This window comes from Paenibacillus sp. J22R160 (assembly GCF_059692135.1).
The window spans coordinates 1-25244 of record NZ_JCAUAU010000024.1; the positions used below are offsets into that span (position 1 = coordinate 1).

Below are 25244 nucleotides of genomic sequence, written 5' to 3' on the forward strand. Positions count from 1 at the left end.
AAGAAGATTCATTATCCACGAAAACTTGCTCGTAACCACACGATTACACGTTCAAACCAACTCTGGCAGCTCGACATTAAGTACGGCTATGTGGCAGGTTATGACCAGTTCTTTTACATGGCAGGCATCATTGATGTGTTTGACCGTAGTATCGTAGGTTACCATCTGGGTTCTAGCTGCGACGCGAAGCAGGTCTGCCAAGTAGTAAGAACTGCACTACGTTTACGTTTAACAGATGTTGAGGCAAAGCCCGTCATACGCACGGATAACGGTCCGCAATTCGTCAGCAAAGCATTCGGCGAGCTCTGTGAGGCGGAGAAGATTACGCATGAGCGGATACCGCCAAAGACGCCAAATATGAATGCCTACATCGAATCTTTTCACGCAACACTAGAGCGAGATTTACTAACGAAAGAGGTATTTGGTACATTCCAGGAAGCTTACGACGCCGTTGAAACGTACGTAAATTTCTATAACAATCGACGCATGCACCAAAACCTTGGTAAACGATCCCCGGCTGCATTCATGCAGTGGGCAAGTGCCCACCCGGACCAGCTAGCCAAGTACATTCGAGCCGTCTAAAAGATGAAAACGAACGGAAAGAAGAGAGAAACAAAGGATTTCTAAGAGCATCGTTACTTTCGCTAGTAACTCTCCGGAATTAGGGGGTCGGACCGCATCGCACGGTTTTCGGGTGAAATCGGCAAAATAGCGGACCGTAGTTCCCCTCCCAGGCGGAAAGATTTCCATTTCAGGGAAATAACGGACTACAGTTCCCTCCCTTAACGCCATAAACTAAAAAAAGGCGTAAAGGTCAAATTCACCTCTACGCCCGCTTCTATGATTTAAGCATACTTTAGCTGTTTTTCCAACGATCGTAAGCTTTTTGATAAATCTCTTGGAAACGATCCGAACCCATTTTCTTCAGGGTTTGCACATACTTGTCCCAGCCGTCCAGCGATTCTTGTCCAGTGGTAAACTTCGCTTCCATCTGCGCAACATACGTAGTAAGGTCGGAACGCAATGCCGCCACTTCGCCGGATTCCGCTTCCGTCAAGAACAATGCCGGGAACGGTATGCGTGCGCCACGATCCAACAGCTTCGTCTTGGACTCATTTTCCACCCATTTCGAGAAGTCGTCTTTCACAGGCTCATCCGGTACGACCATCGGTGAAGCGATACCGAAGTTTGGTGTAATCTTGGAGCGGTACGTTTCTCTGTCTTCGCCATTCGGTACAGGCAGGTACTCAATATTGGACTTGGCGCTGTCCGTATATTTCCACAAAATGCCCTCTGGCCCCTTGTTGAACAGCATCTGGCCTTCCTGCGAGTACATATAATCAACCCAACGAATCGACGCTTCCGGAGAACGATTGGATTTGGAGATCGCAAACGTGCCTGTCGAGAAGCCTTTGTTCCTAGCAATGGCAGGCGTGCTCACCTTGTCACTGCGAACCGGGCTGAACATGACGTCCTCGGTGTTAGGCTTCCCGCCATGGGACATGTAGGCATGCCAATCAGAGAACAGAAGCACCTGATCGTTTTTAATCTTAGCCTTCTTCTGGTCATCCGTTTGAGAGAAGGACTCGTGGTCCAGAAGGTTGTCGGCCCAGAGCTTGTTGAGGTACGTTACGTAGCCTTTATATGCGTCTTCTGCCGGTGTATAGTGAACTTTTCCTTTATCATCCACGTATAATTCTTCCTCATACGCTCCATATGCACCAAGAATCCAGGTACGGATATCTCTCAGCTTAATGCCTGAAGAAGAGGACAACGGAATCTCATCCTTCTTGCCGTTCTTGTTCGGATCTTCATCTCTGACGCGCTTCAGCAAGTCGTACAGCTCATCGGTCGTCTCAGGCAGCTTAGTCACATTGAGTTCCTTCAGCATCTTGCCGTTGTACCACATCGGATTTCGGTACCACGGCTGAAACGGCTCGACGCGTGGAAGCGAATAAATATGTCCGTCCGGTGCTGTGATCGACTTACGGATATCCGGTTTATCGGCCAGCATTTTCTTGATGTTCGGAGCGTATTCATCGATCAACTTCTCCAAAGGAATCAAGATTCCTTGGCTTCCGTAGTTCAGCTCTTCAGCCTGCGTTAGTTTCGACGCGAAGAAAATGTCCGGGTAATCGCCGCTTGCGAAAACAAGGTTTTTCTTCGTATCGAAGCTGTCTCGAGGAGCATTCCGGTAATCGATCTTGATGCCCGTAAGCTTCTCCATCTCTTGCATAACCGGCATGTCCTTCCAGTTCTGAATCCCCATATCCGGAGCCATGATAGATAAGGTCATCGGATTCTTCACAATCGGGAACCCTTCTTTATTTATTGTGCTTGCCTTCGAGCTTCCACTTCCGCTTGCAGCGCTTTCGGTCTCTTTTTTACTTGCGCAGCCGCTCAATACGGATAGTGATACAGCTAACACGAGTGCGGACGCCACGACTTGCTTCTTTCTGTTCGACATTGCATGTCCTCCCTTATGGTCATCTTTGAAAGCCGTCATAATTAACGATGTACCTAACGATCCAGGCTCTTTTCACTAATTATGATCACGCTTGCAACATATCCTTGCGAGACGTATCTGCCTCGTTGGGAATCAAGCTGCTAGCGCTTACAAATTGAAGATTAAACTTCGCAGTCATTTTAGTAAATATGTCGATTTTGTGCTGTCAAAGACCTTATATCTCCCCTTGTCCAGGTCATCATGGTTTCGATCGATCCGGCAACACCATTAAGCTGGCCACTGAATATGTGATATTTGTAAGCCTTTAGCTAGAGCAAAACATACACATTGTAACTTTATAATTACCATTAATAAAGATCAACCTCAGTCTACATAAGCGATTTCGTCCACAAAGTATTGTCATAAGTGCCTGTATGCTCAACATAAATAATAATAGATCAGGGAGAATTGACTATTTGATATAGGAGGTACATTGATGAATGAAAACAATGAATTTCCCCGAAGACCTTCCTTCCAGCCATCGCAGCCTATGATAAATGATCAGCAGCCTAATGGTCATTCCCCTACACTATGGTCATCTGTTAAACCCGCCGCCTATCATTCGCAAACTGTCGGTGAACGAGGTCCTGTACTGGAACAGGACAGCATTCTGCACGAAACACTGGAAACTTTTATCCATGAAAAAATCCTTGAAAGGCCTGTACACGTCAAAGGGTACGGTGCTTTCGGGTACTTTCAGACCGTTCATTCCATGGCGGCATACACACAGCTTTGCTTTCTTCAAAGTCCTGGTCAACAGGTCCCTGTCACAGTAAGGTTCTCCTTTGCTGTAAGCAACAAAGGCACCCCGGACACATCCCGCAATGTGCGTGGATTCTCCACCAAATTTTATACGGAACAAGGTGTTTTTGATCTTCTGTGCAATCACATCCCCGTTTTTGCGGTACGGGACGCCATGCGCTTTCCAGAGTTTATTAAAGCCTCCCTGCCATCGCCAGTAAATAACCTCACAGATCCTGAACGATTATGGAGCTTCGTAGCTAGAGCGCCTGAGTCCACTCATTTTCTTCTATGGCTCTATTCCGACGCTGGTACACTTAAGAGTTTCCGCCACATGCCTGGACACAGTGTTAGCACCTATGTTTGGAAGAATGCAGAAGGCGCCCGTACTTTTGTCAAATATCATTGGGTTCCTTTTGCTGGCGTACAGTACATAGATAGTCGCGAAGCGAATCAGTTGGCAGCTGAGAACCCGGATTTCGCAGGCAAGGATTTAAACGATCATTTGGCAGCGGGAAAAACCGTTGAATATGGACTTTATGTACAGCTTATGAACCCCTCTGATGAAGCTTCTCTTCCATTTGATCCATTGGATGATACCAAAGTGTGGGATGAACGGCAATATCCGCTGCAGCCAGTCGGTCGACTTGTTCTAAATCGTAATCCTGATCACTATAAGGAGCAAGTGGAAAAAATAGCCTTTTCACCTGCCAATTTATTGGAAGGTGCCGAATTATCGGACGATAAGCTGCTGCAAGGACGTGCCAATATTTACTGGGATTCTCAACGCCGGAGAATGGGTCCGGATTTCCGCAAGGTTCCTGTCAACCATCAGGCAAACTGGTCCCCTGATTCATTAGTGACCAGCGGCAATGGAAGATATGTAGATGGTCATCTCATGCGATCGGGCATCCCGAAGCAGAATGATTTTACACAAGCGGGCCAGTATTATGATTCGCTCTCTCCTGTGCAGCAAGATCACTTGGTTGCTAATCTCTCTGGCGACCTGTCCGGCATATCCCATGAAACACAAAAAGTTGTTCTAAGCTATCTATACAATGCTTCAGCTGAACTAGGAGAACGGGTTGCTCGAACAGTTCAAAAGCATGAACAAGGATAATTAAAAACCCACAATAGATGATTCCTATGTTATAGGGGTCATCTTTTTAAATCCCCATGGATACCTGCGATTAACCTAATTGCTTACTAACAAACCTCACTTCAGTCCGTCTGCTGAGCAGCTCTACTATTCCTCTTGCGATAATCTGAATTCCTCTTTCAATCAAATCCTCATCCACTTGCGAGATGCTGAGACGGATCACGTTGTCTTTGGCGAAATTAGGGAGATACATACGCTCTGCATGATCCACTAATACATGTTGTTGCTTAAGGTATTCCTGCAGTTGCTTCGCCTTAATCGGTATAGGTAATTCGATGGTGGAATAGAAGCCGGATAAGGAACCCGAGTAGGTGGCGACAGCAGGCAACCACTTCTGGAAAGCTTGCTGCAGGAGCGCAGCTTTCCTGCTGTACAGCTTTCTCATACGTTCAATGTGCGCCTTGAACATTCCGCTCTGAAGGTAGATCTCAAGCGCTCCTTGCGTAAGCATCGGCGAATGTACGTCTGCTGCAAACTTGGCTCGGAGATAATCTTCCCGCAAGACTTCAGGGAGTACGGCTACGCCAAGTCGGAGACCGGGCAGCATAACTTTTGAGAAGCTTTTGACATAAATAACTCTGCCAGAAGGATCATATGCAAACATTGGGTCAGCCTTAGCATTTGAGTCTAAGTCGCCCATATAGTCATCTTCAATGATATACACATCATATTGCTGCGCTAATTCGACGATCCTTCGTCTCGTTTCATTCGTATAACTGTGGCCAGTCGGGTTGTGGAATCTAGAGACCGTATAAAACAACTTAATGTCGTTATACTTGAAAAGCTGTTCCAACTGCTTCAAATCAATTCCTGCGTTCCCTACTTCTATGCCATAAGCCTCGCTACCATGCTGGCGAATAGATTCAATAAATCCAGCATGCGTGGGCTGCTCTAGACATATATTACGCTTGCCACTCGGAAAAGGCAGAGATACAAGCAGATGCAGAGCTTGCTGCGAACCAGATACGACATATATTTTCTCGGGTATGGTGAACACCTGGAGTTCTTGCAAATGCCTGGCTAGCTGAACTCGAAGCGAACCAAGCCCTTGAATATCTGAGTACGTGAACATCTCTTCTTTATATCGTTCAATGGCCTGATTGATACAATGTTGGAAATCCCGATAGGGCATCGCATGTCGATCAGGTCCAGCTGAGAGAAAGTCAATTGTATCGGGCACTCCTTCCAGCTTTTCCCGTCTTCGATAGCCCTCCACGACATAGAAACCGCTCTGGGGCACAGAATAGATGATATGCCTTTTCTCTAATTCGCCGTAAGCTTTCATCACCGTATTCTTGCTGCAAGCGAATTCCTGGGTTAACACACGAATAGAAGGCAGCTTGTTCCCCGGCTTCAATGTTCCTTCCTCGATGTGCCTCATCATCTGATCCACAATCTCTTCATATAGCATGGTGTTTCTCTCCTCTCCTTCCAAACTGTAAGGGTACAATTCTAGAATAATACCATGTAACATTTCAGCCATTACTCGTATACTCAACGTGAAGAAAGTAAATTGTTGCCATTATAAACCAAAGAGGAGTGAAGCAAGATGAAAAAAATGAAGGTTATCGTTCTACTGCTCATTGCCATGCTGCTTACAAGTACAGGCTCTTTCGCCAGTATCGCGAGCTCAGCTAGCGATACGCCCGGTATCAAAGAACTCCATATGGAAGAATTATTCCATGGGATTTCAGGTACAATCGTTATTAAGAATCTGAAGACGGATAAATTGTACACCTATAATCTCCAGAGGAGCAATCAGCGTTTCACACCGGAATCCTCATTCAAAGTTCCAAACGCGCTAATTGGCTTGGAAGAACATGCTGTGGAGGATGAGTACGAAGTCAAACGCTGGGACGGAATCGTTCGGGAATTTGACGTCTGGAATCGGGATCATACGTTAGCTTCCGCCATGAGGAATTCCGCTATCTGGTATTACCAAGCAATGGCTCGGGACATTGGTCCTGAACGGATGCAGAGCAATCTCAATCGCATAGGGTATGGCAATCAAGATATTAGTGGTGGAATCGATAAGTTCTGGTTGAACAGCAGCCTAACGATCTCCGCACAAGAGCAAGCTCAATTCATGGAGAATCTCGTGGAAGAAACGCTACCATTCCATGAACAAACGATGAAAACGGTCAAACGTATCATGATCGATAACGAACAGGACGCATACATCGTTCATGGCAAAACAGGGACAAGGCTATCTGATCTAGGCCTCGGATGGTACATCGGCTATGTGGAGACCGATAAGACTTCATGGGTATTCGCCACCAACGTGGACAGCAGTGGTACGACTGCCAAGACGATTACCCTTGAATGTCTCAAGCAATTGCACATTTTATGAGGCTCTTCTATTATAATCATTTCATGAATTTGGAGCACCTATTGGACGGCAAGTGCTCGTATTGGTTCTAGTTGTGCCAGAGAGAAGCGCCGAATAACGGCAGTATTTCCATCTATTTCAGCTAAGGCGGGTTAATCGGTCTTCCCATTAAAAAAGGAACTACCGAGAACAGCTCGGTAGTTCCTTTGGAGTCATGCGGACAGGACGAGTAAAACTACATCCGCCCGGACGTTTGTAGCAGAATTTGAAGTACTTTTGCAGCAGCCTCGCGTGTCGTGGCATCGGATGGCCCGAAGATGAGCCTGCCTTCCGACTCGAAGCCCTCCATTAATCCGAGATCCGTCACCATTTGGATACTCTCATTCGCATAACTGCTAAACTGCGAAGCATCGGCATAGCCGTGATTGCCGGATTGTTTAGGAATCTGTAAGCCGATGAGCTTAATCGCTCTTGCCAACATCACAGTCAAATCTTGGCGGGTAATGGTCTCATCCGGCTTGAACTGGCCTTCATCAACGCCTGTGACAAGTCCGGCTTTGTACGCTGTCGTCACGTCGTTAGCGAACCAGTCGCTGCTTTTCACGTCATTGAAAGGACTAACTTCCATTTGCCCTTGCAAGCCAAGTACCCGGACAAGCATCGATGCGAATTGCGCGCGCGTCACGTTGACCTTTGGTGAATAAATATGGTCGGACGTGCCGTTCAGTAGGAATTTGTCCGCAAGCAATTGGATTTTATCATGCGCCCACGATGTATCGATATCAGTGAACGTTACCTTTCTTACTGCAGCCGCATACGTCGAGAAGCCCGGACGACGTATCGTTACAATGGATGCCCCATCGCTTGCAGGCGTGATTTTTGCTGGTACAGGATAAACATTGCCGCTCTCGAGGTACAACGCACCCGCCGAGTTTGCATCAATGCCTTTCTCAATCAGAAAAGATCGGGTAACAACTTGATCGGCCTTCAACTTAAGAGGTTCGGCAACGCCGTGCTTCAAGCTGCTTGCCTCGAAGACATAAGGCGTTCCAAGAATAGAAGCTTCTTTCACTTGCTTCGTGAATTCGGATTTGCTGCCTTCGTCCTTCTTGACCGTGATCACGATATCCGCCCCTTCAGGCAATTGCTCAAGGACAGAGATCGGTAAAGCAATAGAAGCATCATTCCAGCCGAAGACAATCGTCCCCTTCAGCCCAGCTTCCTTCAGCATCTTCGCTTGTGCAGCCGTTAATTGCAACTGAGCAGCGGTTGCATTATCGGATGCTGCTCCAATAGTTAACGCAATGGAAGTTTGGTTTGCCTTATCCAATGCTTTCTGCAGTTCTGCATCCGCTATGGATACAGACAATTGCGTGCCTGCCAAACTCGTGAGCGACGCGATGGAAACACTGGTTTGCCCATTCGCAAGCACCGATGCGGCGACTTCCTTATTGTACAACGCTCCGCTCGGCATTACAGGACCTGGTCCGAAAGTCGGCGGATTATACGGGACATTCGGTTCATCTGGCGTCGGAGGGTTAGGCGCATTGTCATCGGATTCACTGCTCATGTAGAACGTTTTGAAGCTTACTGCTTGGTCCAAGAGCTCATAGTTCTCGTTATAGACTGATCCTATGAGAACCATTTTGTAACGGCCTTCCGGCAGATACGCAGTCACCTTGTTGCTGGTGAATTCATCAATGCCAATAGCGAAGGAACCATCGAACTCCGGAATAATGATGTTGCTCGGAAGTGTCTTCAAGACTTCCTTCTCTTCGTCTAGATCATAAATCTCGGCGACAGTGCCAATCATATTGCTATTCATATCGTAAAGCGCGGCATACAGATGATTGATTTCTTTGGTTGGAAGATTAGCAGTGATGTCGATAGGCTTGTCCTTAGACACCGTAGCGCTGCTGAGTTTCATGTTTTGAATCTGGAATTCATTGCCGTCAGAATCGTCGCCTACGTGAATGACGAACGGCAGATGAAGGGAAGGAACTCCCTCGCTCTCCAGTAAAACCTCACCCTCGTACACACCTGCAGTCGCATTCGGAATCGCCTTTCCAGTAAGGCTGAAATCGAATTGTCCACCCGGTTCCACCGTAATTTTGTTAGCCTCGAGTCCCTCCAGCCCCATGATGATTGCGCTGGAATCCGGCGTAGGAACCGGATGATTCGGCTCAGATGTTACAGACGGATGCATCACGACTTGCGCCTTGTACGTAGTCGAGGTGCTCGACATGCTCTTCACACGTAGCGGCTTCTTCACCGCTTCAGCACCAGGATATAGCTTACCAAAGCTCACACTGGTCGCTTGACTCGGGATATCCGCCGGATTCATCTTGTTGTCATAAATGGTGATCTCGTCCAGAGATTCGATGATTGCGTGCGTATCGATCGCATTCATAACGTCGACCCGTCCCGCGCCTTGCGAATAAACGTCGTATAGCGTTCCGTCTTCATTGTGGATTTCGTCCGCCGTATTAGCCAGAGCAGCGCGGATGTCGAACGGTGTCCACTCGGGATGCGCTTGCTTGAGCAGAAGAGCAAGTCCCGCCACATGAGGGGCTGCCATGCTCGTGCCGCTCAATTTAGCATAGGCTTTGTCATAGCTGGCGTCAGGATTCGCTTTGCCGTAAGCAGGTATCGACGAGAAGATCTGAACCCCGGGAGCGCTTAAGTCAGGCTTAATGCCATAATTACCATCGGAGTTAGGTCCTCTGGAGCTGAAATCTGCCATCCGGTCTCCTGCAACGAAATAAGTATTGAAGTCGTTCTTCATCGTGAATTTCAACGATTGATCCGGATGAGCCATCAGCTCACGAGCTATTGCGCGACCCGCCTTGCCCGGCATGTCGAATGTCGGAATATAGTCATAGCCGTCGCCAAGGAAACCAACGGGTCCGACCGGTCCGTCACGCGACGGTATTACGTCGGACAAATCGGGCTCGTTCAATGACTCCTTGCTATTGCCATTGAAAATGACTGCAGCCTTCGCGCCGTGCTTAGCGGCTAGCTTCACTTTCTCATCGAAAGAGAGAAGACCACGGGAGATGAAGACGATTTTATCTGCCAAGAAATCAGGGGTAAGATCTTCATAATTGGAGTCCGCCCCTAAACCGACATACACGCCTTGAATCGGAGCGGTTCCGAACATCTCATTAAACTTTTCTTGTCCCGTTGTCCAACTCATCAAGCTCATATTGGCATCAACGCCGAGTACTGGTGCTTCGCCATACACAGCTGAGGTAACAACAGCACTATACACAGATCCCGCGACGCGATTGCCATCGCTAGTCGCTGCACCCACGGAGATCGCCAATTGAGAGGATGCCGGTGATCCCATGGAATAATAATAATGGGCTCCAGTACCGGCATTGCCATTCGCCACGACTGCCACGACACCGGCCAAGACGGCATTATTCACCGCAAGCGCATCAGGAGAATCAGGGTCCTTTTCCAGATCGCTCCCTAAGGAAAGGTTGATGACATCCATCTTGTCTTCGACAGCATGCTCGATTCCGTCGATGATTTGAGCGGATGTACCGCCTTCCGGACCGAGCACCTTGTAGGCATACAGTTTTGCCTTGTAGGCAATGCCCTTCTGCACACGATCAGACGTCGGATTCGAAGCCGTGCCTACGATGGTTCCGGAGACATGCGTGCCATGGTGGGAGCCTTCATAGTCAGCTGCCGGCAAATCCTCGTAGGGATCATCATCTTGATTGATCGCGTCGTAACCGCCATCTTCATAAGCACCGGCGAGATCGGGATGCAGGTAGTCGACGCCGGTATCAATAACGCCAACTTTCAGGCCTTCGCCTGTTAAACCGCGTTCCCATGCCTTCAGTACACCGATTTGTTCGAGCGGAACCGTATCGAAATTAGGCGAGCCAGCTGCAGCTAAATAGCTGTCATGCTCTTCAATTGGGTAATAAATGACGTTTTTATGAATCGACTTCACGCCAGGAAGTTTGGCCAACTGCGGGATCTGGTCCGCACGGATGGTGATCTCCAGACCGTTCAGAACGGTGTTGAAGCGGCGGTTAATTGTAAATGGAATGCTGCTTGTCTGCGCGCTGCTTACGAAAGCATCTTGCTCGGATTGCACCGTAATCTCGCTTGCTTCAGCGGCTAATGTCTTGTAGCCAAGTTTGGCGGCATACTGTCCGACGGCTGCCGGCTGGCCACTCAGTTGGACAATGACTTTGATTTCTTCTGTAGAAGTCGTATTAATATCCTCAGAAACATGCGCTTGGCCCGGAGCAGTATTGACTTCGACATCAGACCCAGCTTCCTTCAACAGACGGCTGATTGATTGCAAACCTTCCGTGGTTACGAAGGTAGTCTTATCTCGCGGAGCGGCATGTGCGGTAGGCAAGCTCGTCGTGACGAGACTCCCGGCCAACACTGAGATCATCGCGAGCGACAGCGATTTTTTGAGAAGTGATCGTTTCACGTTCAGGTACCCCATTTCGGATCAAATTATAAAATTCCTCGCTGGCTAGCGTAAGTTCTCGACGTCCAAACCGTCGATGGTGACAATGCTATTGCTCGACTTGGAATTGGCTTCTCCCGCATGCACGATCTTGATTTTGTGCACGCTGTTTGACAACTCGTCTGACATAAAGACAGGCACCCGATAACGTAGACTCTCGCTGTACATATCGATTGGAACCGGCGTCACGGATTTACCGTCGATGTAAATATTTACCTTGCCACGGTTGTTGCCTGTCGTGGACCACAATGTGACCTTTGTGCCCGTGAAAGTGAACTCAACTGAGCTGTCTGGCGTCGTTGCGTAGGTCTGCACACCGTCGGGATAGTTAGCACCATAACGGGTCGCCCAAGGGCCTACATAATTGGCCGCAGCATGAGTTGGTGAGATTAACCCTGATAAAATGAAGGTATCCACATTGATACTCTTCTTTTGCTCCCCGCCGCCTGAGGATCGGATGATAACATCGTGATGCCCGTTAGGCAGCACCATTTTGAAAAGCGACTGCTTCGACTGCGGCGTCTTGCTGTACAAATTGGTATAGCCTGCAATGTTTCCGTCAATCCAGATTTCGCCGATGCCTTGTGCGTCGTTCTTCGTACCGATCCATTCGAACATATTTCCTTTAAAGCCGAATTGGACATTACCATCGCCAGTGAGCTGTTTGATACTTCCTTTGGAATAGGATGGGCTCGAAAGCACAGTCCAGTCTCCGTCGTAATGTAGCGAAGCGTCATCGTCTTCGATCGATCCTGACGCATTACTGTACTTCACGTTCAAGGTATAGCTGCCTGCACCGGCTGCGGCGTAGACATTGATGTAGTAGGTTCCCACCTTGGTTGCTCGGTACGTTATCGATTCAGCAGACTTGCCTGCGGTTTCGGAAAATGCGACCGCGCCTTCCTTGCTTTGCACTGTCTTAGCAGAAGAATCATAGAGAATGAGGTCGAAATCTGTTTCTGCTGCGCCAGTGAGGGAAAAGGTCGCTTCTTCGCCGGCATTCAGCTCAACCGAATACACGTGATTCGGATCGTTCACTTGATCGAGTCGAGCGCTGATAGATGAATCTAGCAGCGACATACCAGGGATGTCCTTATTCCACAGCGCGCGATAAGCGCTTATCAATTTACCGCTCACCGTATTTGTTTTTAGATCACTGAGCGATTTGCCGCTATTCACGACGCGCTGTTTGATGTCAGTGGCGCTCATAGCCGGGTTCTGGCTTGCTACCAGCGCGGCTACCCCAGCAGCATAGGAAGCAGCGTACAAGGTTCCTTGGGAGTAAGAGTAATTACCGTTGCTATTCTTCAAATTGACTTTGGTCATCTCGGGCTTATTGCTGATGACAGTGTCGTAAAACAGCGAGAAATCCATTAATCGATACGTTTGATTGTCGTAAATGGTGCCGGGGACTCCCCAGGTTTTGAATATGTACCCGCCTTCCTTAACGAGCTTAATTCCTAAAACATCAAGTACGAACTTAGAATTTAAACTTTGGTCAATTAAATCTTGGCCTGTGAGCATCAAATGACCGCCATCCGTGAGATAACGGGTCAAGTTGGCTTGATCGACATCCGTTAATAGCTTTTTATCGTTCACACTCCAAGCCGTGCCGGAGAACCAAACGACGACATTGTACTGCTTCAGTTGCTCAATCGATGGGCCATCAAAGGACTCATCCGGCGTCTCAAAGGTTTTGTAGGTATATCCGGCGTTCTCAAGCAGCCCTTTATAGACGGCAAAAGGATCACTCTCGTACAGGGGACCGACTCCGCCCCCACCGCTTCGGCGGCTGTCGTTCACGAGCAAGATCTTTGGCTCGACTCCGCTAACCGGCTTGAGGTAGTCCATGGCGCGATTGAACATATCTTGCCTCTGACCAGCAGTTTCCGGTGTATCGTTCGGAATTTCTTCAAATCCGATGCCGTTGTAGTACGCTTTATAGATGCCGTTATCGATCTGAGCTGCATAACCGGCATTCACATCAGGCGACGTCGAAATAATGAGTTCGGACGGCGCTGCCACATCGACGGAGGCTTGTCCGCGTGCGGCGCCCAACGCCATGGTACCTAGAATATTAACACCTGTGACCGAAAGCATATTTGAACTCGGGTAAGCAGCGGGATATATCGGACTAACATCCGCGTTCAAAACTGCTCCCGAACTCTCGCCGGCCGGAGCCACAAATAGCATGTCAGAATCATTGATTGCGTCTTCAATCAACTTGCTTCTGTAGGTGTACACGATCCCGAGTGTGGCGATCTTCGCGCCATTCTCTTCGGCATAATGGATGGCATTCACAATGTCCGTGAAGTAGCCGCCTTCTTGAGAAGTCACCTTGATTGGCAAGACCGTGACATTAGGCGCAACGCCGGCAATGCCTTCGTCATTGTCCATCTTAGCTGCGATTTGACCAGCAACCGTCGTGCCATAGACATCATTGAGACCGTCGATCGTGTCGAACAAGGTGTTATCGCCGTGCGCGAAATCCCACCCGTTCACATCATCGATAAGTCCATTGCCATCATCGTCGAGCTTGTTATTCGGGATTTCCTTCTCATTTGTCCAAATTTGGCCAACCAAATCGGGGACGTCAATTTTCACTCCCGTGCCGATGACAGCGACGGTCACGTCTTTGCTGCCCTTGGTTATCTGCCAAGCTTCCGGCAGATCCATATCTATATCGGGCGTGCCCCCAGGCACTACGCCTCCGTTGAGAACTTGACCGGTGTTGTGCAGACCCCACTGCTCATGAAATAGCGGGTCATTCGGTAATGGTGGAGAATTTTCGCCTGTATCCGCAGCCGAAACAATAGATTTGCTCGGTCCATCGATCGGACGGAACGATTGCGGATTTAATGCGGAGGACACCTTGTAATCCGGTTCCGCATAGAGCACGTTCGGGTCCTTGAGAAGTTCTTGAATAACGTTAGGAACATCGGCTCCAGCCGCAAGCTGCAGCAGTTTCGCATTGGGAACAGCCAGCGAGCTTGTGCTAATTACTTGATTTGACAGCGATTCTGCAAATACCGAAGCCTTCTCAGATCGGTACTTGACGATGACATGATCGGCGGCATATGCCTGCTTTTCAGGCAGTGAGCTAGCGAAGGCAGGCTGTAGGGCGGAAGTCTGCGGTGAAGCATTCATGTGCGAATCCACGGAAATCGTTGGGTCAAGGGAAACTTGTCCTTCTGTCCATTGACTTTTTCTAATCGGATCGTTTTGCTGGGGTTGCATAGCTAAAGCAGGCGTCACAACTCCAAATAGCAGCATCGATGAAAGAAGAGCGGAAGCCATGTTCTTACTTTTCCTGGTCAAGTCTTGTCACTTCCTTCACATATTTGGTTAAAATCAAAAATGAAAGCGCTTTAAAATTGGATTGATCTACTAGTAAGTAAGTAGCACATCCTTAACTACGTACTTCTTTCGTGAAGCCTAAAAGAAACGATGTGAATATTTTACCTGATACGTCCCCCTTCTTCTATATGTGTCCTTCCACCGTACCCACGATCTGCTGAGCGGCCTTTGGGCTAGCCCATGATCCACGGACGACTGGAAATACGATTTGGAAAATATGTTATTAAACCTAACACTACTCCTCCAAATTCTGAGCTAATTATATATTTGCTCAAACTGAAGAGTCAATAGGTTTAATTCCTTATAATTTTTCGAGTTTTTGTGCAAATATACGAAAGCAGCATTGCGCTGATTTTATTGTTTCAGAGTTATCTAAATATTTTAACATGGATGCAACCTTTTCTTTCAGCTAACCGTTAATGATTATGTGAAAGTGATAAACAAACTATATGAGGTGAACCTTATGAAAAAAATATTCAAAATGATGACTCTATCAGCAGCTACTGCTGTATTTACTTTAACTCTTTTAGGACAAAGTTTCGCAGCTACGTCAGGCTTTACGGATTTGGATAAAGTTGCAGCCAAAGACAAAATCATTGCCCTTCAACAAAGCGGTGTTGTATCTGGAATCAATGCTGAGTTGTTCGCTCCTCAAGCTGCGATGTCAGAAGCGCAAGGCGTTCAACTGCTCGTAAATGCATTCAAGCTTAACCTAGATTTGGTAAGATTCTTTAAAGAGCCAAAAGCAACCGATTATTTTGTTAAGGCAAATAATGATTCTTGGTATGCCAATGCGCTAATCACTGCTGCAGTCAACAATGTTGAGCTCCCTAAGGATTTAGACCCAAATGCAACCTTGACTCGCGAGCAGTTCACGCATCAGATTGTTCGCGCTATTGAAACATTTGGCAAGCTGCCTCTAATTAATCCAGTTGTTGTTGATATTAGTGACAACGACCAAATAAATATTGAATATTCAGGCTCAATCCAGCGCGCAATTAACTACGGCGTGATTAAACTAGGTGCAGATGGCAAAATGAATCCCAAAGCTCAAATCACTCGCGCTGATGCTGCAGAACAAATATTCAACGCCATTGAATACTTAAAAGCGCACCAAGCACCATCGGCTCCGACTGAGTCCCTTTCCGCAACAGATAGCGTGAAATTGATTACTGAAACACTTGGACTCGTTGGCACAGATATTAACATTAAGATTGACCCGAACTCCAAAGTGACGCGTGAATCTTTCACAAATCTGCTCGTTCAGACGCTTCAAACAAGCGGTAAACTGCCTATGATTAAAGTATCTCCTGTTGAAATTAAAGACAATGATCAGATCGATATTTTAAATTCAGGTGCTATTCAAACAGCGATCGCTCTTGATATTGTTGAATTAAATTCGGATGGTGCGTTCAATCCAAAAGCTGAAATTACGCGTGCTGATGCAACTGAAATTGCAAAAAAAGCTGTTGAAGCTGTCAACAAGTTAACGACTAATAAATAAGATAAATTCACATAAAAAAAAGCAATCAAAGTGGACTAGTCCCTTTGATTGCTTTACTCATTTAGCCATATTATTGACTGAATCCTTTTCGTCAAAAACAGAAATATGGTCTACTTTTCCAGTTGATTTGGGAATAATAAATTTAAGCTGAAAAACGTCTGACGCTTTATAAATATAGATTGTATCGTCACCATTCAACTTCGTATCTGTCGGTTTCCCTAACGCCTGCTCAATCTGAGCCAAAGTTATCGTCTTGAGCTTCGGATCGCTGGATCGGACATCAAAAATTTGGCTTCCTTTATTGTAACCAAAATCTGCATTTTTCTTCGCGTAAGTTGCGTAAAAACCACTGCCTGCAGCTTCTTTTTTATCAGCCTTCCCCCACGATTTCTCAACATCATCGATGAGACTTGTCTTTGCAGCAAAGGTAATTCCATCGATTTTACCTGACTTCGCAAGTTCAAGCATATCTTTAATTTGCTTAGACACCGAGCTTGAGTTTGAATCAGATGGTGCTGGTTTTACATTTCCGTTATTATTGGCCGTTGACTCGGGCTTTGATGTAACAGGGCTCGGCTCAGGACTGGGTGTAGCTGAAACGAACGGGCTTGATGTGGCGCTAGTTGACGGAGTTGCTGTATCTGTGGCAGGCTGTTCTGTCGTTGAACATGCCGTGAACACTAGCATTCCCACAAGGATCATCGGATAAACTTTTACTTTGCTTAAGTAGTTTTTCATGGTGTTTTCTCCTTAAATTTTAAGTACATAACTATATTAAACGAACTTAGCCATTTCTAAACGATACGACCATAAGAAATGTTGTACAGCTAAAATCCATTTAAATTTTTAAGCATACGCATAGGCCAATTAATCAACCTACTAGTAGATAGGTAAACGAGGTAAAACTCCTTTCTCTCTTATATGAGTCGATTTATTTGTAAAATGACTTGCGGGAGTATATCTTTCCCCAATACACGTTTGTATTGCAAAGCTCCTTTTAAACAGGAAAGAATGGCAATTGCTAAAGCTTCAACTTGGCCTTCCTCATATTCTGCTTTAAGGATTTCAATCAAAATGGATAGCTCTAACTGACTTATCTCTTGAACTTTTTGTCGAACTACTTCCGGTAGAGATTCGTAATCGGTTTGCAGGGAAGATATCGGACAGATGCCGTTACCACCTTGTTCAACTCGCGCAGCTATGAATTTCATGATCTTCTCTTTGACAGAGATGGAAGCGCCGTTAAGAGATACAGATAAATTTTGCAAATATAGGTGAATCCGATCTGCAACGGCAATCGCTAAATCTTCCTTTTTTTCAAAATGATAATGAATACTTGCCTTGGTTATTCCCAGTTGTTTAGAGATATCATCGTAACTAATCGCAACGAACCCTTTAACTCTGATTAAATCCAGAGTGAGGTTAAGAATTTGTGTTTTTCGATTTTCCATATTGGTATTTTATCTTACTTATATAAGAAGTTCAAGAACGTTGTATGATGAAACTAAGCAGTAAGTTTGGCTTTTCGTCGTAGTTGTCCGTCGACACCCAAGCACATTCCGCTCGGGGAGAGCTCCGGCATGTGGATTGGAGGGAACTGGAGTCCTCTATTTGTAGCAAAACAATCTATTCCTCTCTTAGGGGGAACTACAGTCTCTTATTTGGCCACCATGGCATGTTCTTCCGGTGAAATTGGCAATATAGCGGACCATAGTTCCCCTTGAATCTCAAAAATGTGCCTTTTCAGCAAAATAGCGGACTGTAGTTCCAACAAGCCATGCGTGAACGCTAGCATCCAAAAAAACCTCCTATTCACCTTCGCTTGGAAGCTGAATAGGAGGTTTTTTGATGGATGGCGAAGCATCAGCAGCTCGCAAGCGCGAATAAATCCGCAACGGCAAAGTCCGCGAGCCTGCCCGCAGAGATATACGCGGACACGCTGTCTGAGCCCGGCACTGTAATTCCCGGCGAGTCCATTGCTTCCCCGCATAACCACAAGGTGCGGGTCCCAGCCGAACGACCTCCCGCGATATCGGTATGCGGATTGTCGCCAACCATGACGCAGGCATCGGGACGCGTAACCCCGCAGTGTCTAATCGCCAAATGGAACATATGCGGCGCTGGCTTGCCGAAGTACTCGACGACCCGGCCGGTGATGGCCTCCGCTGGTTTATATAACGCTCCTGTCTCTGGAACCTTCTCACCACGACTACCCGGGTGGAACAAATCCGGATTCGTCGCAAAAACTGGCGTTCCACGGTCCATCTCTTCTACGACGGCTTGCAGCTTCGCGTAGTCGAATTTCGGGTCCCGGCCAATGACCAAGGCCTCTGCTGAGTCTGCACTATCCAGCGGAACAAGCCTATGGCCATACCACTCAAGAGCCGACTGCAACGAGTCGCTGCCGACTGCTTTCAACGTTAATGCGCCACGTCTCTCCAACAAATATTGCCCAGCCAATTCCGTTGCAGTTAGGACGTGCTCCGGGTTCACAACAAGCCCCATCGCGGACAGTCGTAACGCCACCTGAGCCCCTGTATCGGTTGAATTGTTGGTCACGAACCGCACATGTTTGCCCTTGCGATCTTGCAGCCGCTCCAACACCGCTTTAGCTCCCGGAGCCAACCGATCTCCAAAATAGATGCAGCCGTCCAGATCGAAGAACACAGCTTCAGCCTGTTCCAGCATCGCCATCGCAGCTTTCGCCGTTTTTGCTTGTTTACTTCTCTTCAGCTCGCTCATACAACTCTCCTCTGTCCTTCCCTCTTAGCTGCAATTGTCGACCGTCCGCATCCGGAAGCTCTGTACCGAACCAGCCCGCGATCGTTGGCGCCACATCAACCGCCTGAATCTCTGGCAACACATGACCTTCTTCCACGCCAGGTCCAGTAATAACGAACATGGCCTTCATCGCTTCGTGATCCGGCAAATACCCGTGCATGCCGACGAATTTCGCCCGCTGCGCCTTCACTTCATCGCCTGTATGGCCAAAATTAACGAACCAATCCAGTTCCATCTCAAATACGAAATCCGGTTTGAATCTAGCCTGCTCTTCCCCGACTGGAAGCCCCCAAGCAGCAAAATCAGCATCCGTCTCCAACAGTCGGCTAACACCCTCGGTATTCACCAGTTGATCTCGCACCTCAGCTAACAGAGCTTCGCGCCGAGTAGGATCTTGCTCCAGCACATAAGCATAGCCGCATCCCCCGTTCGATACCGCCATCACTTGACTGTGCTCAGGTTGATCAGCATGAAACCATCCTAACTTCTTGAACAGCACATTGGGATAAAATGTTTTAGTCGCATCGCTGAACCCATGATCGGAAAGTACGATTACGTAGGTCTCCTCGCTTAATCCAGCGTTGTCCAGCTCCTCCAGAAGCTGTCCAATCTGCTCATCTGTATACCTCAGCGCCCAATCCAGCTCAGCCGATTTCGTGCCGTAGTCATGCTGATAGCTGTCCGGCAGCAAATAGTGCACGAGCAGCAAGTTCGGCATCCTCGTCCGGATGAGATGTTTGGCGGCTTCGGTCGTCAGCCAATCTTGCATCGAACCGCGTGCATGGTCTTTGCTCCAAGCGGCGTAGCGATCCATCGGCAGCCCAAGCTGAACCAGCTCCTGCCAGAGCGATGCCGTGCTGCCCGCTTCCATCAGATCTTGCTCGTAGCATTCGGGAATCACGTCATCAAGCCCCGTCGCACCGTAAGTTTTTGGCCAACACAGGGCTGCGGTTGTCCCCCCGAGCGCGTGCACCGCATCGTAGATAGTTAGCCCCTCTACTGACTCTTCCTTCGGGTACATCCGCTCTCCGAAATGCTCCCCAACCTGGTTCGTCTCTCGATCTACGACCCAATTCCCCAGCACCCCGTGCTTGCGCGGATGGGTTCCACAGACAAGACTTGTATGAATCGCCCAGGTAGCAGTCGGAGTGATGCTTCGCAGTTTCCCGCTCGCTCCAAGAGCAGCAAGCCGCTTGAGATGCGGCATCGGCACTTCAGGTCGCTCCCAGTTCGAATAACCCAGACCATCAATGCTTACGACCATTACGTTAGGCATTCCAACGCGCTTCTGTACGCTCAATTTCTCTTCCATATATAATCAAACTCCCTTCCCTACTCTTTAACCCCGCCCATAGTCAGGCCTTGGATGAAATACTTCTGTAGCATAAGAAACATTACGATAACCGGAAGCGCCCCCACAGCAGCGCCTGTCATAAGCAGCTTAAAATTGGCTAGATTAGCGTCTTGCAGCGTCTTAAGTCCTGCGGTTAGCGTGAACAACTTCACGTCATTCAGCACAATAATCGGCCACAGGAAGGAGTTCCACTGCGCTACGAAGGTGAAAATACCTAACGAAGCCATCGCCGGCAGCGCCATCGGCACAACGATATTGACGAACACCCGCCATTCCGATGCCCCGTCAATCTTGCTTGCTTCTATCAACTCGGTTGGGGTGCCCAGAAGAAATTGGCGCATTAAGAACACACCGAACGCACCCGCCAATCCGGGTAAAACGATCGCCCATTGGGTATCGAACAGATTCAGTTTCTGTACGAGCATGAACGTAGGCACTAGTGTGACCTGCTCTGGAATCATCATCGTTGCGAGGATGATCCAGAATACAGCCATACGGCCCGGGAATTGTTTCTTAGCCAGTACATACCCCGCCATCGTATCGAAAACGATATTGCCGACCGCTCCAATCACAGCGATGAACAAGGTGTTCAGCAGCCAACGGACTACCTGTGTGCTTTTGAATAAATACACATAGGTCGTGAACGTGGAATCAGCCACTTCCTTCATTTTCGCAGCATGATACTGTACCTGAACGGCATCACCTTGATGCTCTGCCTGGCGCTTCTTATTCCATTGAGAAACATATTCCACCACTCCGTATGGATACATCTTGGGCGGATCAGCCTCGACAAAGGAAATGGGGCTTGTCATCTCTTCATTCTGATAAGATGGCAGTTGAAGCGAGGTGGTGAATATCCAATACAACGGCAGCAGCGTGATTAAGGCAGCGATCGTCAAAAGTACATATATGACTATCGCGCTCAGTTGGTTACGAACCTTATAAGTCAATTGCGTCCTCCCCCTTCATCACCTAATAGGCGGTACTGCACGACGGAGAACGCGAGAATAATCAGGAAAAGAATCACCGATTGTGCGGAGGCAAGCCCATATTCAAAGTCACGGAACGCCGTCTTATAAATGACATGAACAACTGTCTCCGTGGCATTGCCAGGACCTCCGTCGGTCATCATTACAATCTGAGTAAACACTTGGAAGGAACCAATCATGGACAATATCATCAAATAAAACGTAGTCGGCTTCAGCAAAGGTACGGTAATGCGGCGCCAAATCTGGAGAGAGGACGCTCCGTCGATGCGTGCCGCTTCGTACAAATTCGGATTCAGGGCTCCCATGGCAGCCAAGTAAATAATAATCCCCGCCCCGGGCGGGATAAGCAGATTCATAATCACGAGCGACCAGAGAGCCATCGAAGTCTGCCCTAGCCAATCGATCGGCTCCAGACCCCATACAGCCAAAAAGTCATTAAACAATCCAAACCTGTAGTTGAACATCCAGCGCCAGACCATTGCAATAACAACCATTGAGGTCACGGACGGAATATAGAACGCCGCTCGAAAGAACGTCCTTGCCTTGGGACGAAGCGGATATACCAAGGAGGCAATAATGAGTGCCGTCGCCACGGAAAGCGGTACAGTAGCAACCGTGTAGAGTGCCGTATTCCAGATCGATACTTGGAACATTTCATTGCGGAATGCTTGGATATAATTAGCAAAACCAACCCACTTCGTCGTGAAAACCCCAAACTCCTGAAAAGATAGGACAAGCGACCATATCACAGGAATAACGGTGAACAAAGCAAATAAGAGCAGCTTAGGTATTAGAAACCCATAAGCCGGCGCTGCGCGCTTAAACTCGCGGGACAGACGCTGTCTGAGCGTCGGCTTGTTCTTTGCAGCTTGCATGATGTGATTCAAGCCGAACCCTCCTTCGTAGATAGATAAGGCAAGGTCACGGCCGATGAAGCACCGCGACCTGCCGCATTCGGGCTTACTTCTTCAATAACGGATCGACAACTTTGCGCGCGTCTTTCAGTGCTTGCTCGGCAGTTTTGGTGCCGTTCACAGCAAGCTGCAATTCCTTCTGAATCGCTTCGTCAATCTTCGCCCATTGCGGATGACGAGGCATGATTACAGCAGTTTCAGCGATTTTCTGCGCCATCTCCATCTGCGGATTATCCTGGAACGGACGTTTCTCAGCTGAAGATTTTCGCGAAGCGAATACGCCGTAATATTTAGCCGTCGTATAAATCTCATCCGTCGTCGAAAGTGACTTCATGAACTCTGCAACCATCTTGCTTTTGGCTTCGTCTTTCTGTTTGAACATGACCCATCCCAATACGTCGCCTACAGTCATGGACTTGCCTGTTGAGCCGCTTGGATATTCCGCTACAGTGAAGTTCATTTTATAAGGATCCTTTTGCGCAGAAGCAATCGCCCATGAATTCCAAGGCTGTACAGCCATCAAACGTTTATCCGTTGCAGCGAACTGCTTCCAGGCATCCCCAACATTGACTGTTCCCATATCGACAGGAGCTACTTTATATTTGAACTTCAGATCAAGAAATTTCTGCAATCCGCTGATCGCTTCCGGAGAATCGAACGTGTATTGGTTCATATCATTGCTCAGGGGTCTTCCTCCATCCATCATGATGAACGGCCAAGCTTCATAGTAGCTCGGCATGATGTAGGTCGACACACCGAATTTGTTGTTGCCTGTCAATTTCTGCATTTTCTCCACAAACTGTTCGTATGTCCATTTGCCATCTTTCGGAGGTTCTACCCCTTTTTCCTTAAAAATATCCAAGTTAAGCAGCAGCGTATGTACCCGCGAGCTTACTGGAATCCCATATGTGTGACCTTCATATTGGAATTCCGCCAACGTGTTTGGGAAGAAATCGTTCCACTCTTCTTTTGTGTAGACTCCGTCAACAGGTTCAATGACCCCTTGCTGAATGTTCTTAACGCTTGCAATGCGGTTGCTGATGTTGTAACCCAGGTCCGGCCAAGCCTTGCCAGCAATCGCGACATTCAGCTTGTCCTCCATCTCAGCCCATGGTACTTGCACGATTTTGATCGTAACGCCAGGGTGTTTGGCTTCAAACTCTGCTTTCTTTTGCTCCAGCCAGAAATACTTATTCGTGTTGGCAGCATCGGACCAACGAGGGCCGTCCCACACGGTAATCTCCCCTGTCCACGCAGGAGCTTGAGTCGGGGTGACGCCTGTCGTCGATGCGGTACGGCCGCAGGCGGACAGAATCAAGATAACGATAAGAGAAAGGCATAACAGTCGAGACAATCGACGGATCATCATAGTAGGGAAAACCTCCAAAAGTTTTATTGTAGTAGGGCTTGCACAACATGGGGACAAATTCACTGCAAATGCCAATCTTATTGGCAGCATCACTCCTCTCGCGACAAAAAAAGATGAGAGAAGACGCAAAGAGTCCAGCCTCCGATGTCATCGGAAATCTGCAACCCTTTGAGCTTTCTCTCATCTCACAAACTCATTTGGTTTGATATGCAATTATTGAAGAATATCTTCAAAACTTTTTGACCATAAACTCGCTTCGGTGACGGATAAAGATGTGGCCCCGGCATTCAATGCCATCTTAGCCTCTTCCATCGTATGAATCAAGCCGCTCGCGATTACCGGAATATGCTCGCTCACTGTTGCAAACCGTTCAATCACTTTCGGAATCACACCAGGCATTAGTTCGATGCAGTCAGGCTCCACTGATTCCGACAATTTCAAGCCATTCTCTACGGCCAGCGTATCAATCACGAACAGGTGAAGGATGCCGAACAGACCTGCTTGTTTAGCTGCCTTGACCATGTGGCTCTTCGGAGTGACAATACCTCGGGCGCCGATATACTGGGTCACCATGTCGATCGTTTCCTTGTCCGTACTGGACAGCCCACGAATCAGATCAAGGTGAATGAACGCGTTTTTCCCAGATTCATGCGTAGATCGAACGGCTTGGATTATCTCTGCGGCATTGCCTCCCATGAAGAAGACATTGTCGACTTCCGAGTCCAGCGCCTTGTTCAAATCAGCCATCTTGCGCACCGCAGCGATCACCGGCTTTTTGCCGATCACATGTAACAGAGTCATCGCCAAATCCCCTTTTTATCTTGGAACAATCATAACACGACCATTGTAACATTTCATTTCGCCTATTTGTGTTAACTAAGTAATAAGGTTTTGTAAACTCCGCACCATGTCAAAGCGCTGCTTCTTAGCATTGGAAAAAGAGGAATAGTAACCGCATCACCTTGGTAATAATTTGCGACTATTGGCGTAAAAAGAGGTGCTTCGTCTAACCCGGAAAATAGCTGCATTTCTGGAAGATGCTTATGGTTAAGACCGAGGGAGTATTGTCTTGGTGCAGAAAGCTGATCTCTCGTTGAGTTCTGATAGTCAGATATAAGTTTTTTACCTCCACCACTGTATCCAGTAAGCAAATAGCAAGACGTAGGATGATCCTTCGGTATAATCCCTTCAGCAACCAATGGCTGTATAGCTAAAATAAAGCCTGTCGCATGACATCCTGGGACAGATACCCTAGATGAATTTAATATTTTATTTCTTTGATCTTTATGTAATTCCGGTAATCCGTAGGTCCATGTCGGGTCAGTTCTAAACGCCGTGCTTGCATCAATGATTTTCGTCTTAGGATTGCTAATCATAGATACAGAATCCCTTGAAGCGGAGTCTGGGAGGCAAAGGAATACGAGATTAGCTTCATTTAAGAAAGCCCTGCGAGCTTCATAATCCTTTCTCTTATCCGACTCAATTTTGATTACTTCTATGTTAGAAATCTTAGATAAGTAATCATGTATTTTTAAACCTGTAGTACCCTCTTGACCATCTACAAATATTATATGCTTCAATTTGCCACCCCTTAGTATTTTTAATTTATGTATAATTATACATATTATTGTATGTATATTCAATTAAGCATTTGGAGTCAATATAAGCCATTATTTGCCCACATTTTGCAAAGAAAACGGTTTCATCATCCCCCAAGATAAAGAGTAGATCCATATCTAG

At 47.5% G+C, this 25244-nt stretch carries 18 protein-coding genes; 4 read left to right on the plus strand and 14 right to left on the minus strand.

Annotated features, from left to right (window positions below; all coding sequences use genetic code 11):
* Nucleotides 1-582, plus strand: a 582-nt coding sequence (locus AC58UW_RS28830; protein ID WP_497424005.1) for a transposase, incomplete at its 5' end; no start/stop codon positions are given.
* Nucleotides 583-856: 274 nt separating this feature from the next.
* On the opposite strand, the gene AC58UW_RS28835 is transcribed toward AC58UW_RS28830, so the two are convergent.
* Nucleotides 857-2467: an extracellular solute-binding protein gene (locus AC58UW_RS28835; protein WP_497424006.1), complete on the minus strand. Its 1611-nt coding sequence runs from the start codon at nucleotides 2465-2467 to the stop codon at nucleotides 857-859.
* 529 nt (nucleotides 2468-2996) lie between these two features.
* Here AC58UW_RS28835 and AC58UW_RS28840 point away from each other — a divergent pair.
* Complete coding sequence (locus AC58UW_RS28840; protein ID WP_497424085.1) at nucleotides 2997-4367, plus strand: catalase; 1371 nt, start codon at nucleotides 2997-2999, stop codon at nucleotides 4365-4367.
* Nucleotides 4368-4437: 70 nt separating this feature from the next.
* Here the strand turns inward: AC58UW_RS28840 and AC58UW_RS28845 are convergent, their stop codons facing one another.
* On the minus strand, nucleotides 4438-5817 hold the full coding sequence (locus tag AC58UW_RS28845) for an aminotransferase-like domain-containing protein (RefSeq protein ID WP_497424007.1): 1380 nt from the start codon (nucleotides 5815-5817) through the stop codon (nucleotides 4438-4440).
* Nucleotides 5818-5964: 147 nt separating this feature from the next.
* Here AC58UW_RS28845 and blaOXA point away from each other — a divergent pair, with 147 nt between their 5' ends.
* A complete protein-coding gene (gene blaOXA / locus AC58UW_RS28850) occupies nucleotides 5965-6756 on the plus strand; it encodes a class D beta-lactamase (protein ID WP_497424086.1) in 792 nt (263 codons plus the stop codon).
* 214 nt (nucleotides 6757-6970) lie between these two features.
* On the opposite strand, the gene AC58UW_RS28855 is transcribed toward blaOXA, so the two are convergent.
* Together AC58UW_RS28855 and AC58UW_RS28860 are read right to left on the minus strand one after the other, a co-directional pair.
* The gene (locus AC58UW_RS28855; protein ID WP_497424008.1) at nucleotides 6971-11197 is read right to left on the minus strand and encodes a S8 family serine peptidase; all 4227 of its coding nucleotides are present in this window, start codon (nucleotides 11195-11197) and stop codon (nucleotides 6971-6973) included.
* Between the two features lie 45 nt (nucleotides 11198-11242).
* Complete coding sequence (locus AC58UW_RS28860; RefSeq protein ID WP_497424009.1) at nucleotides 11243-14554, minus strand: S8 family serine peptidase; 3312 nt, start codon at nucleotides 14552-14554, stop codon at nucleotides 11243-11245.
* A 502-nt stretch (nucleotides 14555-15056) separates the two neighbouring features.
* Between AC58UW_RS28860 and AC58UW_RS28865 the strand changes: the two genes are divergently transcribed.
* Nucleotides 15057-16097 carry an S-layer homology domain-containing protein gene (locus AC58UW_RS28865; RefSeq protein WP_497424010.1) on the plus strand — a complete coding sequence of 347 codons (1041 nt, stop codon included), beginning with the start codon at nucleotides 15057-15059 and terminating at the stop codon, nucleotides 16095-16097.
* A gap of 57 nt (nucleotides 16098-16154) precedes the next feature.
* Here the strand turns inward: AC58UW_RS28865 and AC58UW_RS28870 are convergent, their stop codons facing one another.
* From AC58UW_RS28870 to argC, 10 genes are all read right to left on the minus strand, one after another.
* Complete coding sequence (locus tag AC58UW_RS28870; protein WP_497424011.1) at nucleotides 16155-16835, minus strand: YjgB family protein; 681 nt, start codon at nucleotides 16833-16835, stop codon at nucleotides 16155-16157.
* Nucleotides 16836-17014: 179 nt separating this feature from the next.
* Complete coding sequence (locus tag AC58UW_RS28875; RefSeq protein WP_497424012.1) at nucleotides 17015-17548, minus strand: TetR/AcrR family transcriptional regulator; 534 nt, start codon at nucleotides 17546-17548, stop codon at nucleotides 17015-17017.
* Nucleotides 17549-17754: 206 nt separating this feature from the next.
* Nucleotides 17755-17892, minus strand: coding sequence for a hypothetical protein (locus AC58UW_RS28880; protein WP_497424013.1), 138 nt, complete (start codon nucleotides 17890-17892; stop codon nucleotides 17755-17757).
* Nucleotides 17893-17960: 68 nt separating this feature from the next.
* A complete protein-coding gene (locus tag AC58UW_RS28885; RefSeq protein ID WP_497424014.1) occupies nucleotides 17961-18839 on the minus strand; it encodes an HAD-IIA family hydrolase in 879 nt (292 codons plus the stop codon).
* Nucleotides 18817-20190 carry an alkaline phosphatase family protein gene (locus AC58UW_RS28890; protein ID WP_497424015.1) on the minus strand — a complete coding sequence of 458 codons (1374 nt, stop codon included), beginning with the start codon at nucleotides 20188-20190 and terminating at the stop codon, nucleotides 18817-18819. Before AC58UW_RS28890 ends, AC58UW_RS28885 begins: the two co-directional genes overlap by 23 nt.
* 20 nt (nucleotides 20191-20210) lie before the next feature.
* Nucleotides 20211-21182 (minus strand): carbohydrate ABC transporter permease, encoded by a 972-nt coding sequence (locus AC58UW_RS28895; protein ID WP_497424016.1) that lies wholly within the window; start codon nucleotides 21180-21182, stop codon nucleotides 20211-20213.
* Entirely contained in the window at nucleotides 21179-22108 is a 930-nt protein-coding gene (locus AC58UW_RS28900; RefSeq protein WP_497424017.1) for a carbohydrate ABC transporter permease, read from the minus strand. The genes AC58UW_RS28895 and AC58UW_RS28900 overlap by 4 nt, the downstream gene beginning before the upstream one ends.
* A gap of 73 nt (nucleotides 22109-22181) precedes the next feature.
* On the minus strand, nucleotides 22182-23504 hold the full coding sequence (locus AC58UW_RS28905; RefSeq protein WP_497424018.1) for a sugar ABC transporter substrate-binding protein: 1323 nt from the start codon (nucleotides 23502-23504) through the stop codon (nucleotides 22182-22184).
* Between the two features lie 213 nt (nucleotides 23505-23717).
* Entirely contained in the window at nucleotides 23718-24305 is a 588-nt protein-coding gene (locus tag AC58UW_RS28910; RefSeq protein WP_497424019.1) for a glycerol-3-phosphate responsive antiterminator, read from the minus strand.
* Nucleotides 24306-24376: 71 nt separating this feature from the next.
* Nucleotides 24377-25084: an N-acetyl-gamma-glutamyl-phosphate reductase gene (argC, locus tag AC58UW_RS28915; protein ID WP_497424020.1), complete on the minus strand. Its 708-nt coding sequence runs from the start codon at nucleotides 25082-25084 to the stop codon at nucleotides 24377-24379.
* Nucleotides 25085-25244: the final 160 nt, after the last annotated feature.